Annotated in this window: 10 protein-coding genes; 4 read left to right on the forward strand and 6 right to left on the reverse strand. The window is 55.7% G+C overall.

Going from position 1 to position 14,844, the window contains the following annotated elements; translation table 11 throughout:
- Positions 1-2 precede the first annotated feature (2 nt).
- Positions 3-1,007: a helix-turn-helix domain-containing protein gene (locus FD744_RS00675; RefSeq protein ID WP_373424343.1), complete on the reverse strand. Its 1,005-nt coding sequence runs from the start codon at positions 1,005-1,007 to the stop codon at positions 3-5.
- Between the two features lie 117 nt (positions 1,008-1,124).
- Between FD744_RS00675 and FD744_RS00680 the strand changes: the two genes are divergently transcribed.
- On the forward strand, positions 1,125-2,609 hold the full coding sequence (locus FD744_RS00680; RefSeq protein WP_160866901.1) for an MFS transporter: 1,485 nt from the start codon (positions 1,125-1,127) through the stop codon (positions 2,607-2,609).
- 132 nt (positions 2,610-2,741) lie between these two features.
- Here FD744_RS00680 and proX read toward each other — a convergent pair whose 3' ends face one another.
- The 3 genes from proX to FD744_RS00695 all read right to left on the reverse strand — a co-directional run bounded on the left by proX (position 2,742) and on the right by FD744_RS00695 (position 6,575).
- Positions 2,742-3,740: a glycine betaine/L-proline ABC transporter substrate-binding protein ProX gene (gene proX, locus FD744_RS00685; RefSeq protein WP_160866902.1), complete on the reverse strand. Its 999-nt coding sequence runs from the start codon at positions 3,738-3,740 to the stop codon at positions 2,742-2,744.
- A gap of 451 nt (positions 3,741-4,191) precedes the next feature.
- Positions 4,192-5,559 (reverse strand): MFS transporter, encoded by a 1,368-nt coding sequence (locus FD744_RS00690; protein ID WP_160866903.1) that lies wholly within the window; start codon positions 5,557-5,559, stop codon positions 4,192-4,194.
- A gap of 266 nt (positions 5,560-5,825) precedes the next feature.
- On the reverse strand, positions 5,826-6,575 hold the full coding sequence (locus tag FD744_RS00695; RefSeq protein ID WP_034822481.1) for an IclR family transcriptional regulator: 750 nt from the start codon (positions 6,573-6,575) through the stop codon (positions 5,826-5,828).
- A 247-nt stretch (positions 6,576-6,822) separates the two neighbouring features.
- On the opposite strand from FD744_RS00695, the gene FD744_RS00700 reads away from it, so the two are divergent.
- Genes FD744_RS00700 through FD744_RS00710 form a run of 3 tightly spaced genes read left to right on the forward strand, consistent with a single transcriptional unit; the run spans position 6,823 to position 12,233 of the window.
- Positions 6,823-8,166: an FAD-binding oxidoreductase gene (locus FD744_RS00700; RefSeq protein WP_160866904.1), complete on the forward strand. Its 1,344-nt coding sequence runs from the start codon at positions 6,823-6,825 to the stop codon at positions 8,164-8,166.
- Between the two features lie 8 nt (positions 8,167-8,174).
- Complete coding sequence (locus tag FD744_RS00705; protein ID WP_160866905.1) at positions 8,175-10,226, forward strand: hydantoinase/oxoprolinase family protein; 2,052 nt, start codon at positions 8,175-8,177, stop codon at positions 10,224-10,226.
- 15 nt (positions 10,227-10,241) lie between these two features.
- Positions 10,242-12,233: a hydantoinase B/oxoprolinase family protein gene (locus tag FD744_RS00710; protein ID WP_160866906.1), complete on the forward strand. Its 1,992-nt coding sequence runs from the start codon at positions 10,242-10,244 to the stop codon at positions 12,231-12,233.
- Positions 12,234-12,298: 65 nt separating this feature from the next.
- On the opposite strand, the gene FD744_RS00715 is transcribed toward FD744_RS00710, so the two are convergent.
- A complete protein-coding gene (locus FD744_RS00715; RefSeq protein WP_160866907.1) occupies positions 12,299-13,699 on the reverse strand; it encodes a YfcC family protein in 1,401 nt (466 codons plus the stop codon).
- A complete protein-coding gene (locus FD744_RS00720; RefSeq protein WP_160866908.1) occupies positions 13,686-14,825 on the reverse strand; it encodes a M20 family metallopeptidase in 1,140 nt (379 codons plus the stop codon). Before FD744_RS00720 ends, FD744_RS00715 begins: the two co-directional genes overlap by 14 nt.
- Positions 14,826-14,844: the final 19 nt, after the last annotated feature.

The raw sequence follows: 14,844 nt of genomic DNA on the forward strand, positions 1-14,844 counted from the left end.
ACTCAGCCCATGACTACACGCTCATTGAACGCCTTGCGCCATTTGGTCGGCGTGGTGTTGAACCGTTGCCTGAAGTGATGGCGCAATGCTTCGGGAGACCCAAACCCCGCCTGCTCGGCAACCTGATCAATACTGAGCGCGTTGTTTTCCAGCATCGCGCAGGCCTTTTCCAGCCGAATACCGAGCAACCATTCACCCGGCGAGGTACCAGTGGCATCATGAAAGCGACGAATAAAGGTCCGACGGCTCATGCCTGCTTGCCGCGCCAACTGCTCGATCACCAACGGCGCGTTCAGATTATTGCGCAAATCGTCCAGCAGGGGCGCGAGGCTATTGCTGCGGCGTTGTGGAACAGGTTGTTGGATCAACTGCGCCTGGCTGCCTTCTCGTAGCGGCGGCGTCACCATTCTGCGTGCGGTGCGATTGGCGACATCAATGCCGTAATCGCGTCGAATCAGATGCAAACATAAATCGACACCTGCTGCACCGCCCGCCGAGGTGATGATGCTGCCTTCATCCACGTAAATCATGCCGTGTTCCACCTGCACCTGTGGAAATCTTTCGGCAAGGATCTCGGTGCTGTTCCAGTGGGCGGTGGCACGTTTTCCGTTTAACAGCCCCGCTTCACCCAGTACAAAGCTTCCGGCACAAATAGAGACAATCCGTGCGCCATTTTGATGGGCTTTTTGTAACGCGGTGATTAACGCCTCAGAGGCCGGTGCGGTCACGCTGCGCCAGCCGGGGATGACGATGGTTCCGGCGTCTTCCAGTAACTCAAGCCCGCCATCCACCACCAGGCGCACACCGCCCTGCGCACCAAACACACCCTCTTCCACCGACGCCACGCTCAGGTCATACAGCGGATGGCCGAAGACGTCATCTGCTCGGCCAAACGCTTCAACGGCAGTACCAAATTCAAAGGTACAGAGGCATTCATACGCCAAAAGCACCAGCCGCCGATTTTTCGGCGCTGCAGGAGGGGAACGCAGAGAAGAAGTGATTTGCATGTCAGCCTTATCCATGATGTTGGCACGATCTTGACGATATCTGGCATCGGCATGGATTTCCACCGTTGTGTCAATCTTCCATGCTGACACGCTCTTAACGTTACGCAGGAATTCAGGATGAAGAACATGTTGGCGCTGATGGCGGTGTGCTTAGCCGCGTTGATGTCGGGGCTGGAAATCTCCAGCGTGCCGGTGATTTTGCCGGTACTGGAACAGGAGATGCAGGCGAATTTTCGCGATCTGCAGTGGATCATGAATGCCTATACGCTGGCCTGCACCGCCGTTTTAATGGCGACCGGCACGCTGGCGGATAACTATGGCCGCAAGCGCATCTTTCTCATCACCATTGTCGGTTTTGGTTTGACCTCGGTGATGTGCGGGCTGGTCGGGAGTGCATTCTGGCTCATCATCGGACGCTTCCTGCAAGGGCTGAGCGGCGGTGCGATGTTAACCTGCCTGATCGCCATACTCTCGCACCAGTTCCCGCAGGGAAAACCCCGCAGCCAGGCCTTTGCCGCATGGGGGATAACCTTTGGCTTTGGTCTGGGTTTCGGTCCTATCATCGGCGGGATGCTGGTGGCGGTTTTAAGCTGGCAATGGGTGTTTCTGGTGCACGGCTTTATCGCGCTGCTGACATTCGTGCTCGCACTGAAAAATGTGGATGAATCCCACCCTGGACAGGGCAACAAACTCGATCGGGTTGGGTTGATCACCCTCACCCTATGCGTGGTTGGCGTGACCTATCTCATTACCCAGGGTGCCAGCATCGGTTGGCGAAGTCTTGAAGCCCGGCTAATTATGCTGGTGATCCTGATCAGCGCGGTGGTGTTTATTCGCACGGAGAAGCGCCATCCTCACCCGATGTTTGATTTCTCGGTGTTTCGCATTCGCTCCTTCTCGGGGGCTTTGATGGGTTCGATTGGCATGAACTTCAGTTTCTGGCCGCTGATGATCTACCTGCCGGTTTATTACCAGAGCGGGCTTGGGTTCAGCAGTATGGATACCGGTTTTGCCCTGCTTGCCTATACCTTGCCCACCTTACTGATGCCGCCGATAGGGGAAAAACTGGTGCTGCGATTTGGCGCTGCCCGTGTCATTCCCCTCGGATTATTTTCGATCGGTGCTGGGTTCGTGCTGATGAAACTGGCCATCACGTACCAACTGAGTTTGCTGCCGGGTGCCCTGCTGGCGGGAACCGCGCTCGGACTTACCAATACGCCGGTGACCAATACCACGACCGGTTCCGTTGCCGCTAATCGGGTAGGCATGGCTTCCGGGATTGATATCAGTGCACGTTTAATCACGCTGGCGATCAACATCGCCTTGATGGGCAGCCTGCTGGTGGCAGTGATCGCCGCCAGTCTGCGGCAACGGCTTCCTGCCTCCAGCGATGTGGTTGCGCTCGCAGAACGCATAGCGGCTGGCGCTGAAGTTTCGCTTAGCCGCGCTATCGCCTCGCAAGTGCTGGCTGACGGTTTTTCCGCCGTGCTGACCTATGGCGCGCTGGGTGTAAGCGGTCTGGCACTGGCGAGTTATCTGCTGTTCAGGCCTGAAAAGCGCAACCTGGCTGAGCGGACAGCGAATTCCTGCGGGCGAGATTAATGGTTATCGCAAGACATAGTCGAAGCGATCGATAACTTCTCATTCGTTCAAAGCACACTAAGAACGAGAAAAAACGCCCTGTAATATTACGGGGCGTGTCGCAGAACTACCGTGCGGAGCATATCACCAGCGTTATTTCGCTGCCGCTGCGGCCTCTTTCACCCAGCCATCAAACGTGGCCTGGTGCGCATGAATCCAGCCATTCACGTGGCGCTGAATATCTTCGCTGGACGATTCTCCCTGATGCATACGCTGGTTCTGCGCATTAACATCATTAAGCGGCAGTTTGACGATCTCGAACAGTTTCGCCGCGGCAGGATTCTTTTCTGCCCAGGCTTTATTTGCCACCACATGTTCATTGTTCGGTTTGAAGCCATAATTCTTGCCATTTGGCAGCGCGGTATCTTCATTCTTCTGCGAGCCCGGCGTGACAGAATGCGGCACCGTCAACCAGACCACATCTTTGCCCGGTTTTAATTCATCGCTCACCCAATAAGGTGTCCAGGTAAAATAGAGCACCGGATTACCCGCTTTATAGCGGGTCAACGTATCGGCAATAATCGCAGAATAATTACCCTGATTCTGCTGCACCGTATTCCTCAGACCATAAGCATCAATTTGTGCATTAATCACCTGACCACAGACCCAGCCCGGATTACATCCCGCCAGATCGGCTTTGCCATCTCCATTAGCATCAAAGAGTTTAGCCAGTTTCGGATCTTTCAGCTGAGAGAGATCGGTAATGTGATATTTGTCGGCGGTCTTTTTATCGATAAGATAACCCTGCGCGGCACCACTGATATAGGTGCCTTTGCGATAGAATTTTGTATCCCCGCCTGCGGCGTTGTACATATCCTTTTGCAGCGGTTCCCAGTTAACCGCCATGTAAGTCGCATCGCCCGCAGCAATCGCCGTGTAAGCCACGTTGTAGTCCACTTCTTCAGTGGGTTTGACCTCGTAGCCCAGTTTTTCCAGCGCTCTGTTAATCAGCTCCGTCTGGAATGACTCTTCCGGCAAAGTACTTTGCACCGGGGAGACCGTCACACCTTTGCCCGGCAAGTCGGCAGCAAACAGTGTCGGTGAACTGATTAACGCAGTGAGGGAAATCGCGAGTAGATTATTCCTGGTCATAATTTAAAACCTTATTATTTTGGTCGATGCCAGCTAATGGCGTGAGAATATCCCTCTGCAGTGAAGAGAGATGAAATGCAGCTGTCAGTAAAAGTTTAAAAGCAGAATATTACTGTTGCAGATAGTGACGTGCGTAACGAAGGCGGGTGTTGTAGGTGGAGAAAAAAGATAAGTCAGAATTCATCATTATGATATCTGGTGACAGACCCTGCTTCCTGTTATCAGGTCCGCGACATTCACTCCGGTAAATTAATCGTGCAGTTACCATAACACATTATTTTCTCACTGCAACCGCTAATCATTTCCCCATTACCAGCAAAGAAATTAGGGCTGAAAAATATAGCGTTTTTTAACTACGCTAAAGCCATGAAATTTATCTCCACTCACCTCTCATCAAATAGACATCGGTAACCACTGGAAAAGGTTACCGATGCTCCGTGATGTAAAGCGTTTATCGGCGCAGGCGCGCCGCTACCGGATTGCCCTGCGCGGCGCTGCTCGCAAGCTGATAAGCGTTATGCGAGGCGCGCTGCGGATAGCGGAAAAACAGCGCAATCGAAATGAATGAGACGATAGCCACGGCGGCAACATAGTACACCAGCGTAAACGCACTGCCCGACCAGCCAATCAACGCCGCGCCAATCAGCGGTGCTGTGCCACCGAACAACGCGGTACCGGTGTTGTACGCCATTGCACCCGCAGAGGCACGCATCTCGGCCGGGAACATATCGACCAGACTGATGGTCATTCCACTGGTGACCATCGGGAAAACCATCACTGGCACAACCGCTGCGATAATGGCACTGCCTAACGTGCCATGCTCAGCATAGGTGAAAGCAAAAAACATCGCCGGGATCACCAGCACACACCCCAACAGTAACCAGCGTTTTCTGCCTACCACATCACTGAGATAGCCATGCAATAGCGTGCTAAAAATCAGTACAAACTGAGAAACTAACACCGCCATTGCCGCATCGGTTTTGGCTAACCCGACAAACGTGGTGAGATACGTGGCGAAGAAGCCCAGAATCAGATAGTTGGGCAGCGTATGACTCATCAGTATCGACATGAACACCAGGATATTTTTCCACTGAGAGCGAATAACCTGAGTCACCGTTGGTGGATTCAAACGCTGCTCCACCCGCGCCCGTTCAACCGCGCGGAATTCCGGGCTCTCATCAAGCTTGCGGCGAATCAGCAACCCAACCAGCCCCAACGGAAGGCCGATGGCAAACAGTACACGCCAGCCCCACTCCTCCATTTGTGCCGCCGTTATCAACGAAGACAACAAGGTGTAGAGACCAATAGCGATCACCGTGCCGATATAGGCACCTATGGGTGAGAAAGACGCACGAAAGGCGCGTCGTTTTTGATCGCTGTTTTCGACAATGTAATCCGTGGCTGTCGCGTATTCGCCGCCAGCAAAAAAGCCCTGAATCAGTCGGCAAATCACCAGCAATACGGTGGCGCTGGTGCCTGCCTGCGCGTAAGTGGGGAGAAGAGCGGTCAAACCGGTCACCACACTCATGCCGGTGATGGTGATCATCAACACCGAGCGCCTGCCCCAGCGATCGCCCGCCAATCCCAACACGATGCCACCAATCGGGCGCACCAGAAAACTCGATGCATACAGCAGTAATACCGAGAGCAGTGCCGTCAATGGCGCATCCTGCGGGAAAAAGATCCGTGAAATCACACTGGCCAGTAGGCCGTATAGGGCAAAGTCGAGAAACTCGACCAGGTTGCCGGCAACAGCACCGATCAGCGTTTTGCGCTGCATTTCAGGTGTCACCTGAGGAAGCGTGGCAGAAGTTGTCATGGTTAACCCCATCTTCACCGCATAACAGCACGGTCAGTGAACGTGACTCAGAATGAATTAATCATTCCACATTACGGCATGGCATTCCGTTAATTACGTTAGTTGAGTGAAAATTAGACGTCAATATGCGGGTGAGAGGATTTCGCTATAGGTCACACGGAGATTGAGCTGGAGGGCGCGAAGGGAGATGAGTCGATTAATGTCATACAAAAACAGGATCTTAGGATGAAATGACCACACCGCAGTGTGGCCATTGCGTCATGCCGTTAACCTCTGGCATTTCTCTGGAAGCCAATTGCCTGGGCAGCCTGAACGGTTAACGCGCCCCACTCTGCAATTTTTTCTTCATGGTAACGAGAGTCCGGCATCGAGATGCAGATACTGGCGACCGGCTGGTGGGCGGCATCAAAAATGGGTGCCCCGATGGCGAAAATACCGGAGCGATAATAGCCACGGTTGATTGCGTACCCGCGCTCACGCACCTGCTTCAGTTCGGCGCGAAGTTTATCGGCATCGGTGATGGTGGCCGGGTTAAAGGCACTCAGCTCGCCGGTAAGGATATTTTCAAGCTGGCTTTCCGGTAAGAACGCCAAAATCGCCATGCCATTTGCCGTGGAGTGAATGGGCGCAATATCCCCAATCGGACTAACCGCGCGCACGGGATGCGGACTTTCCAGCCTGTCGATCACCACCACCGCGCCATTGCCGTCATACACTGACACATACACCGTCTCCTGCGTGCTATTGCGCAACTCTGCCATCGGATCCTGGACAGCAGCAGACAGTCCGCCGCCCGCCAGCTCGATCGGCCGCACGCTGAGTACACGAGGGCTGACGGTCCAGCGCGGCATGTCGCCTTCAATCAATCGTAACCAGCCCGCCTCATGAAAGGTCCAGAGAATACGCTGTACGGTGGTTTTTGGCATCGACATCATTTTGGCCAACTCGCCCACACTGATCGGCTGTTTCTCGGCCACCCTCTCCAGCACTTTCAGGCTTTTAATCAGGCTCTGCATACTCCACCCTCCCTACTTTCTGACTTCATTGTCTCCACTTGCTGTGCCGTAATATGGCACAGCCTGCCCTCTGCCGCTCGGCGTTTTGCCCGTAAGCCGATCACAATTTCCTCCGAATGCTTAATTTTTGTGCTTGCAGGAGAGATAAATTCATGTCACGTTAAAATTATGGAATGGCATTCCTTATTGTGGAACGGCTAGATTTCAGCCGCTGGATTTCATGAATGATGTTTAGCGAGGCAGAGTGATGAGAAGTCATCAGTCGATATTTACCGAAGATTTTAAGGCGGCGCCCTATTGGTGGGAGCATTGGCAGCCGCAGGATGCGTCGCCCAGTGACGTTCCGCCCGAAACGGAATACGTGATTATTGGCGCTGGCTATGCCGGGCTGTGCTGTGCATTGACGCTGGCGCAACACGGCAATCAGGTGGTGATTCTGGAAGCCGGCTTACCGGGCAGTGGCGCGAGTACGTTGAGCGGTGGTCAGGTCACTGGCGGCATCAACGTGGGCAAAACCATGTCGGCCAAAAAGGGGCTGCGGCAGAGCGATGAGCAGCGAAAACGCGAGCTGCTGCTGGAGGCGGCTGACGGCTATCGCTATCTGGAAAGCCTGATCGCACAGCACGCTATTAATTGCGATTATCGACAAACCGGTCGCCTCGCCGCCGCGTGGATCCCGGAACATCTGGAGAACTGGAAAAAGCGGTTGCCACTTCTCAATAGCGTGAGTCAGGTGCAGGCGCGCATGCTAACGCGCGATGAACTGCGCGCCGAACTGGATAGCCCGGCTTATCACGGCGGCGTACTGATTGAGCGTGCTGGTCTGCTCAATCCCGCGCTTTATTATGCAGGTTTGCTGGATGCGGTGCGCAAAGCTGGCGTGGTGGTGTGCAGTGGTTCTGCGGTGAGTCGCATTGAGAAACACGCGGCGCATTACCAGGTTGATTCTCTGCGCGGCAGGCTCAATGCGCGTCAGGTGATTATCGCCACCAATGGCTATACCGGGCCAGAAATGGCCCATTTGCGCGCACGCGTGGTACCCGTCACCAGCCATCAGATTGCCACTGAACCCTTATCCGCAGATCTGCGACGCACGCTGATCCCCCACCAGCGCGGCATCGCGGAAACCCAACGTGTCACGCACTATTTCCGCTATTCGCCCGATGGCACTCGCCTGCTGTTTGGGGGCCGCGCACGCTTCTACGCACTCGATCGCCAGCAGTCGGCTCGGGTACTGCATCAACATCTGACGCAACGTTTACCCCAGTTACGCGACATCAAAATCAGCCACAGCTGGGGAGGGAAAGTCGCCGTCACGCTTGATTACCTGCCGCATATCGGCCAGACGCCGCAAGGCTGTTTTTATGCCGTGGGCTGCAACGGCAGCGGAGTCACCATGATGAGTTGGCTCGGCCATCGGTTAGCCCGTCACCTGATTGAAAACACACCGCTGAACTCAAGCCCTTATGGGGTATCGCCGCTGCCCGGCCACCCGCTCTACACCGGTAACACCTGGTTTATGCCGCTGCTTGGCAGCTATTACCAGATGCGCGACCGCCTGGATAAATCCGCTCATCCACAAACCAATTAGGGGGAAGTATGGGATTACGCATTGGTGTCGATATCGGCGGCTCGTTTACCGACTTCGCCGTTTTCAACGAAGCATCAGGTCAGTTACACAGCCTGAAAGTGTTTTCTCGCCCCGATGATCCGGGCCAGGAAGTGCTGCACGGCGTTCAGGAGTTAGTGAAGCGCTATGGGATCGATCCCGCCGATATTGAATATTTTACCCACGGCACCACCGTTGGCGTGAATGCCGTGGTTCAGAAAAAAGGGGCGAAGCTGGGGCTGATCACCAATCGCTATTTCGAGGATGTCCTGGCACTTGGCAGGCTGAAGACGCCGGATATGTACAGCCTGCATTCGCTGCGTCCGGAACCCCTGGTGGCACGCGAAAATGTGTTTGGCATTGACGGTCGACTGGACGCGGCCGGCAAAGAACTCGCGCCGATTGAACCACAGAGGGTGCTGGACGCTGTCGCAGGCTTGCGCGATTCAGGGTGTGAAGGTGTAGTGATCGCCCTATTACATGCCTATCGCAATCCTGAACACGAGAAGCAAGTTCAGGCCCTGATCGAAGCGGCAGTGCCGGGCTTTTTTGTCTGCTGCTCCAGTGATGTCTGGCCGACAATCCGCGAATTCGAACGCACGCAAACCGCCGTCATTGGCGCCTATGTTCAGCCACGCGTTTCGCATTATCTCGGAGCCTTGCAGCAGGCGCTCACTCAAGCGGGCGTAACGGCCGAGCTGAAAGTCACCAAGTCCAATGGCGGCGTAATGAGCGCAGAGCGCGGCAAAGCCGAGTGCGTGCAGATGATCTTGTCGGGAACCGCATCGGGTGTGATGGGCGCAGCCTGGGTGGCACGCCAGTGCGGTCGTGAGAACGTCATGAGTCTGGATATCGGCGGCACCACCGCTGATGTGGCGCTGATCGTCAACGGAGAAGCGCAATATGACACCGGTGAGTATATCGGTGACTACCAGATTCATATTCCGTCCGTGTCCGTCACATCGATTGGTGATGGCGGCGGTTCTGTGGCGCGCGTTGATGAGTTTGGCGTGCTCAAAGTTGGGCCAGAAAGCGCAGGCTCAACGCCCGGGCCAGTGTGTTATGGACGTGGCGGCACGCAGCCCACGATTACCGATGCTTTCGTGTCATTGGGCATTCTTGGCCAGGCAACGTTGGGCTACAACGCGGTGAATGTGGATGTCGCCGCCGCGAAAGCCGCCATAGGATCGCTGGCCGATCGACTGGGCCAATCCATCGAAGCCACGGCGGAAGCGATCATTAACGTTTCCGTGTCCGGCATGTACGCAGGGATTAGCCGACTGGTTTCCCGTTTCGGTATCGACCCGCGCGCCTTTTCCCTGATGCCTTTTGGCGGTGCAGGCCCGATGATGGCCTGTTATCTGGCGCGCGCCATGCATATGCGAGAAGTGCTGGTGCCGCTGACGCCCGGCGTGCTGAGCGCATTAGGCGGTCTGGTTGCCGATGTGAAAAACGATTTTGTTCGCATCATTTATGGTGATTTAAGCGCAGATAGCTTGCCACACCTCGAAGCTGAATATCAGCAACTCGAACAGCAAGCCCGCGAATGGCTGAGCCACGAAGTCAGTGATGCCAGCCAGGGCCAGTTTAGCCTCTCGGCAGAGATGCGTTACAAGGGGCAGTCGTTTGAGATCGCCACACCGTTACAGCGTGAGGATTTGGCGAGTGGCGATCTCTCAGCGCTGCGTGAAGCCTTCCACGCGCAACACCATCATTTATATGCTTACAGCGACCGTGATGCACAGATTCAGGTGGTGTCGCTACGTCTGGTGGTCAGCATGCCCACGCCGAAGCCGCAACTCGAACCTTTGCCGCACTCTGACGCAGCACCGATCCCCGCCGAACATATTGATGTGTGGATGTCGGGCCGTTATCTCACCGTGCCACTTTACCAGCGCGAGCAGCTTGCGGGCGGTCAGTCATTTACCGGACCCGCGGTGATTACCCAGTCCGACACCACTGTCGCCGTATTACCCGATTTCCGCGCCCGGGTGGATGCGCTCGGCAATCTGATCCTCACTGACCTCACCCACACGGCTTAATAAAGGAGTCGCGATATGGCTTTTGATACTTCAGGTCTGCAGATTCTGGCTAACTACTGTGTGGCGGCAGCAGAAAGCATGGCCCATACGCTGGTGCGTACCGCCCATTCGACTTTTGTCAAAGAGACGGAAGACTTCTCATGCGCCCTGCTCACCCCCGAAGGTCTGGCATTTGCTTCGCCGAAAACCTTAGGTGCCACCTGGTATATCGGTCTCGATTACGGGCCGGTACTCGGCATGATCGCGGACTATCGCCCCGGCGATGTGGCGATGACTAACGATGCTTACAGCGGTAACGTTGCGACACACAGCCCGGATATGGTGATGTGGAAACCGGTGTTCTGGCAAGGCAAGCTGGTGTGTTTTGTTGGCGGGCATATTCATAACACCGATGTGGGCGGGGCCGTGCCCGCCTCGCTGTCGCGCACGCTGACAGAGATCCATCAGGAAGGAATACGTATCCCGCCGACTAAGATCGTGCGTGAAGGCGTGCTGGATGAAGCGTTGCTCACGTTAATCAAAACCAATGTGCGTGCGCCGGAACAGAATATGGGTGACCTGCATGCCCAACTGGCGATGCTGGCCAATGGCGAAAAACGCGTGCTGGAGATGATCGCGCATTTTGGTGTGGAAGATTTTCAGCAAGGGATGGTGGCCCTGCTCGATTATGCGGCGCAGCAGGCACAACGCATCCTCGAGAGCGTGCCGGATGGCGATTATTTCTTCGCGGAATACGCTGACGAAGACAGCGTGAACGGCAAACCGATGCGCGTGGCGATGACGCTGAAAATTCGCGGCGGCCGCGCCATCCTTGATTACACCGGCAGCGATCCGCAATTGCTTTCATCATTGAATATGCCGACCGGCGGCATGACGCGTCACGCGCTGGCGCTGGTCGGCTATCACTATGTGCTCTATACCCTGAATCCGGATATTTTGCTCAACGCGGGGCTGGATCGCGTCGTCGAATGTGTGCTGCCCGAAGGCAGCGTGATGAATGCCGTTTACCCGGCTGCCGTCGGCATGCGCAGTCTGACCTGTAAGTTAACGCATGTATTGACCTTTGGCGCATTTTCACAAGCGATCCCTGATCGTTTGCCTGCCTGCGCAGCCTGTGGACTGGCGATTCTTAACGTGAAAACCACCAACACCTCGGGTCGCCCGGTGATTGCTTCCATCGGCCCGGTGGGCGGCGGGGCGGGCGGCATGCCGTTCGGTGACGGAGAAGAAGGATCGGGCGCTAACGTGGCATTTCTGCGCAATACACCAGTGGAGATTAACGAAGCGGAAGTGCCGATTCGTATCACACGCTATTGTCTGGTACCCGACTCCGGCGGTGCAGGAAAATATCGCGGTGGTTCCGGGCTAATGATGGAGTTTCAGGTGTTTGCACCTGATACCACCGTCACGGCGCGCAATCGCGATCGCACCCATTTCGCTTCCTGGGGTGTCCTTGGCGGGAAAGCGGGCAGCAATGCCATTTTTGTGAAAAACCCGGAGAGTGAAGCACCTGAAATGCTCGGCAATAGCGATGTGATCCGTTGCCAGGCAGGAGATGTGATTCGATTAACCGGAGCCGGTGGCGGCGGATATGGTTCACCGCTGGAGCGTGATCCCCAGCAGGTGTTATCAGACGTGAAAAGCGGCTATGTTTCTTCGGCGCGTGCCGAGCAGGATTATGGTGTGGTGATCCGCGAGGGTGAGCTGGATGTGGAAGCCACGCAGATGAAACGCAATCAACGCTCTGCGACAGCCGCCAGCGTGGCACATTTTGATTTTGGCCCATGGCGTACTCGCTTTGAGCAAAGCTGGACGCCGGAGCGCTATCGGGCATTGACTGATATCTTATCTCGCGTGCCGGTCATATGGCGTTTTCATATCAAACATCGCCTGTTTGATGCGCTTGCCGCTGCGGAAGCCCGGGGGCAAACCGCTCAGGGGGGGCAGGTGATCTATCAACTCTTTGACGAATTGAGTGAGGAGTTCCGGGATTTCCTGCAGGCGTAACGTTGCCCTGAAGCTGCTATAAAAAAGGGATGCTATCGTCAGCATCCCTTCTCATTTTCACTGGGTTAGAACGGACCCCAGTTTATCGCCACGCCAATCAGCAGCGTCACCACGCAAATCGCAAACCAGATGGCGACGACCGGTGCCACGAATTTGAGCCATTTGCCGAACGAGATATTGGCGGTGGCCAGCGCGGCCATCAGCACGCCCGAGGTTGGGCTGATGGAGTTCACTATCCCTTCGCCCAGCAGCACGGTTTGCACCGTGACCTGACGTGTCAGACCCAGGTTATCGCCCAGCGGGGAGAAAATCGGGATCAACAACGCTGACTCGCCCGAACCGGATGAAATGCCGAAGTGCATTAGTGCGGCGCTGATAAACATGCCCACAGCGGCAATCGCGGGGGGAACCGGTGCCAGCAAGTCTGACAGGAAGCCAACAATCGGATCGAGGATATTGCCCTGCTGCAGCACCACCGAAATCGCACCTGCCATCCCGACAATAAATCCGCCTTTGACCAGCTGAGAGCAGCCGCTCAGGAAGGTGTTAGCAATAGCAGACCCGGAAAGGCGACCAATCAAACCGACCATGATCGACAGGATGATAAACATCGCCGACATCTCATTGGTGGCCCAATGCAGCTGCACCGTGCCGACCATAAACAGAATCAGCGTCACCGCGCAGGTCAGCAGAATCAGTTTATGACGGCCGGTAATCGCCAGCGGTTCAGCGCTTTCCACCGCAGTGTCCACGCGCACCTGACCATTTTTGCGCATGCGCTTCACGGTAATGATCAGGTAAATCGCCACCGTTAACACAAACAGCAGGTTGGTGATGCCGCGCAGTAACATGCCCGAGAACAGCGGCAACTGCGCCAGATGCTGTGTCAGACCGGTGGTGGCCGGCCCGAGGAACGCCACGTTGAAACCTGCCGCGCAGGTTAGATAGATCAGCGCCATACCGATAACCGGCGGTAAACCTAACGAACGCGCCACCAGCAGGCCAATCGGCACAAAAGCCACCACCGAGTTTTGCACCACACCGGTACTGCCGAGGATGGCGAAGATCACCGCGAAAATCAGGATCAGACGGGTATCGCTGATTTTGGTGCTGCGTGACAGCGAATTCAGCGCCGTGGCAATCGCGCCGGTGGCTTCAATCACCGCCAGCAGCCCGCCGGTGAACAGAATCAGGAAAATGATCGGTGCCGCTTTGATCACCCCCTGTACGATGGCCATGAAAATCTCGCCGGGATAAACGCCCGTACGCGCCACTTCATGCAAACTGCCTTTAATGGCAAAAGTCACGCCATTGCGGGTTTCGTGATCAAACTTACCCGCCGGGATGATCCAGGTAGCGACCGCTGCCAGCACCAGGATGATGAACAGCAGCAGATAAGGGCTCTGCTCACTCTTCTTGCCTGCGGGCTGCATCGCACTATTTTTCTCAACATTAACCTGCGACATGGTTTTCCCCCAGCATTAGACCCGCTACCAGCGCGGTGCGTGAGGCAATATCGGCAATGATGATGTGCTCATGACGCGCATGAATACCTGCACCGGTCGCGCCCAATCCATCTAAGGTTGGGATACCCAACGCTGCAGTGAAGTTACCATCGCTGCCGCCGCCCACCGATTGACCTTCCACGCTGAAACCGATCTGTTGTGCCACGGCTTGCGCACGCTGCATGATTGCCAGGGACTCTGCGCTCTGGCGCATCGGTGGACGTGATTGTGCGCCGGTAATCTTCAGCTTAATGCCCGGTAAGTGCGGCTGAATCTGGGTGATTTCGGCGTGAATGCGCTGGGCTTCCTCTTCGCTGGTGACGCGCGTATCGATGCCCAGTACCGCTTTATCCGCCACTACGTTGATGCGATTACCGCCCTGCGCAATGCCCACGTTGACGGTAGTGCCGCGCTCCGGTGCATTCAATCCATGCAGGAACAACACCTGATGCGCCATCTCCTGCACCGCGCTGACCCCCTCTTCAGGGTTGTTACCTGCATGCGCGGCCTGACCGGTGATCGCGATCTGATATTGGCCCGTGCCTTTGCGCGCAACCTTCAGCGCACCGGTGCCAGCCACGGCGGGTTCCACCACCAGCACTTGCGATGATCCCAGCGCATGGCGTGAGAGCCACTCGCTGGAGCTTGGGCTGCCCACTTCTTCGTCGCTGCCACAGAGGAAAACAATGCGTTTCCCTGCCAGCAAGTCGTGTTCTTTTAACGCGCGTGCGGCCCAAATCGACTGCACCAGGCCGGCTTTCATGTCCAGAATGCCGGGGCCATAAAACTTGCCGTCTTCCTCGCCCATCGGCAGTTCGCCTTCATCCCAGACGGTGTCAAAATGGCCGAGCACCACGGTTTGATCGTCGCCTGAGCCCAGCGTGAACTTGAGGTGGTTCCCGTAGTGTTCCTGTACATCGATTTCAGCATCAATACCCAGACGCTCGGCGAACAGGGCTTGCAGCACGTTGCCACAGCGATCCACCGCTGCCTTGTTCATGGAGGGTGACTCTGCTGCCACCAGGGTTTTGATATCTGAGAGAATGTCGTCTGAATGCTGTTGCAAATAACTTATTATATTTTTCATTACTTCTGTCCTCACCAAG

This window comes from Pantoea sp. Taur (genome assembly GCF_009830025.1).
Lineage (GTDB): Bacteria > Pseudomonadota > Gammaproteobacteria > Enterobacterales > Enterobacteriaceae > Pantoea > Pantoea communis.

Excerpts from the sequence above, each read along its gene's own strand:
- FD744_RS00675 (WP_373424343.1), bottom strand. The coding sequence starts at position 1,007 with ATGCAAATCACTTCTTCTCTGCGTTCCCCTCCTGCAGCGCCGAAAAAT.
- FD744_RS00680 (WP_160866901.1), top strand. The coding sequence starts at position 1,125 with ATGAAGAACATGTTGGCGCTGATGGCGGTGTGCTTAGCCGCGTTGATG.
- proX (WP_160866902.1), bottom strand. The coding sequence starts at position 3,740 with ATGACCAGGAATAATCTACTCGCGATTTCCCTCACTGCGTTAATCAGT.
- FD744_RS00690 (WP_160866903.1), bottom strand. The coding sequence starts at position 5,559 with ATGACAACTTCTGCCACGCTTCCTCAGGTGACACCTGAAATGCAGCGC.
- FD744_RS00695 (WP_034822481.1), bottom strand. The coding sequence starts at position 6,575 with ATGCAGAGCCTGATTAAAAGCCTGAAAGTGCTGGAGAGGGTGGCCGAG.
- FD744_RS00700 (WP_160866904.1), top strand. The coding sequence starts at position 6,823 with ATGAGAAGTCATCAGTCGATATTTACCGAAGATTTTAAGGCGGCGCCC.
- FD744_RS00705 (WP_160866905.1), top strand. The coding sequence starts at position 8,175 with ATGGGATTACGCATTGGTGTCGATATCGGCGGCTCGTTTACCGACTTC.
- FD744_RS00710 (WP_160866906.1), top strand. The coding sequence starts at position 10,242 with ATGGCTTTTGATACTTCAGGTCTGCAGATTCTGGCTAACTACTGTGTG.
- FD744_RS00715 (WP_160866907.1), bottom strand. The coding sequence starts at position 13,699 with ATGTCGCAGGTTAATGTTGAGAAAAATAGTGCGATGCAGCCCGCAGGC.
- FD744_RS00720 (WP_160866908.1), bottom strand. The coding sequence starts at position 14,825 with ATGAAAAATATAATAAGTTATTTGCAACAGCATTCAGACGACATTCTC.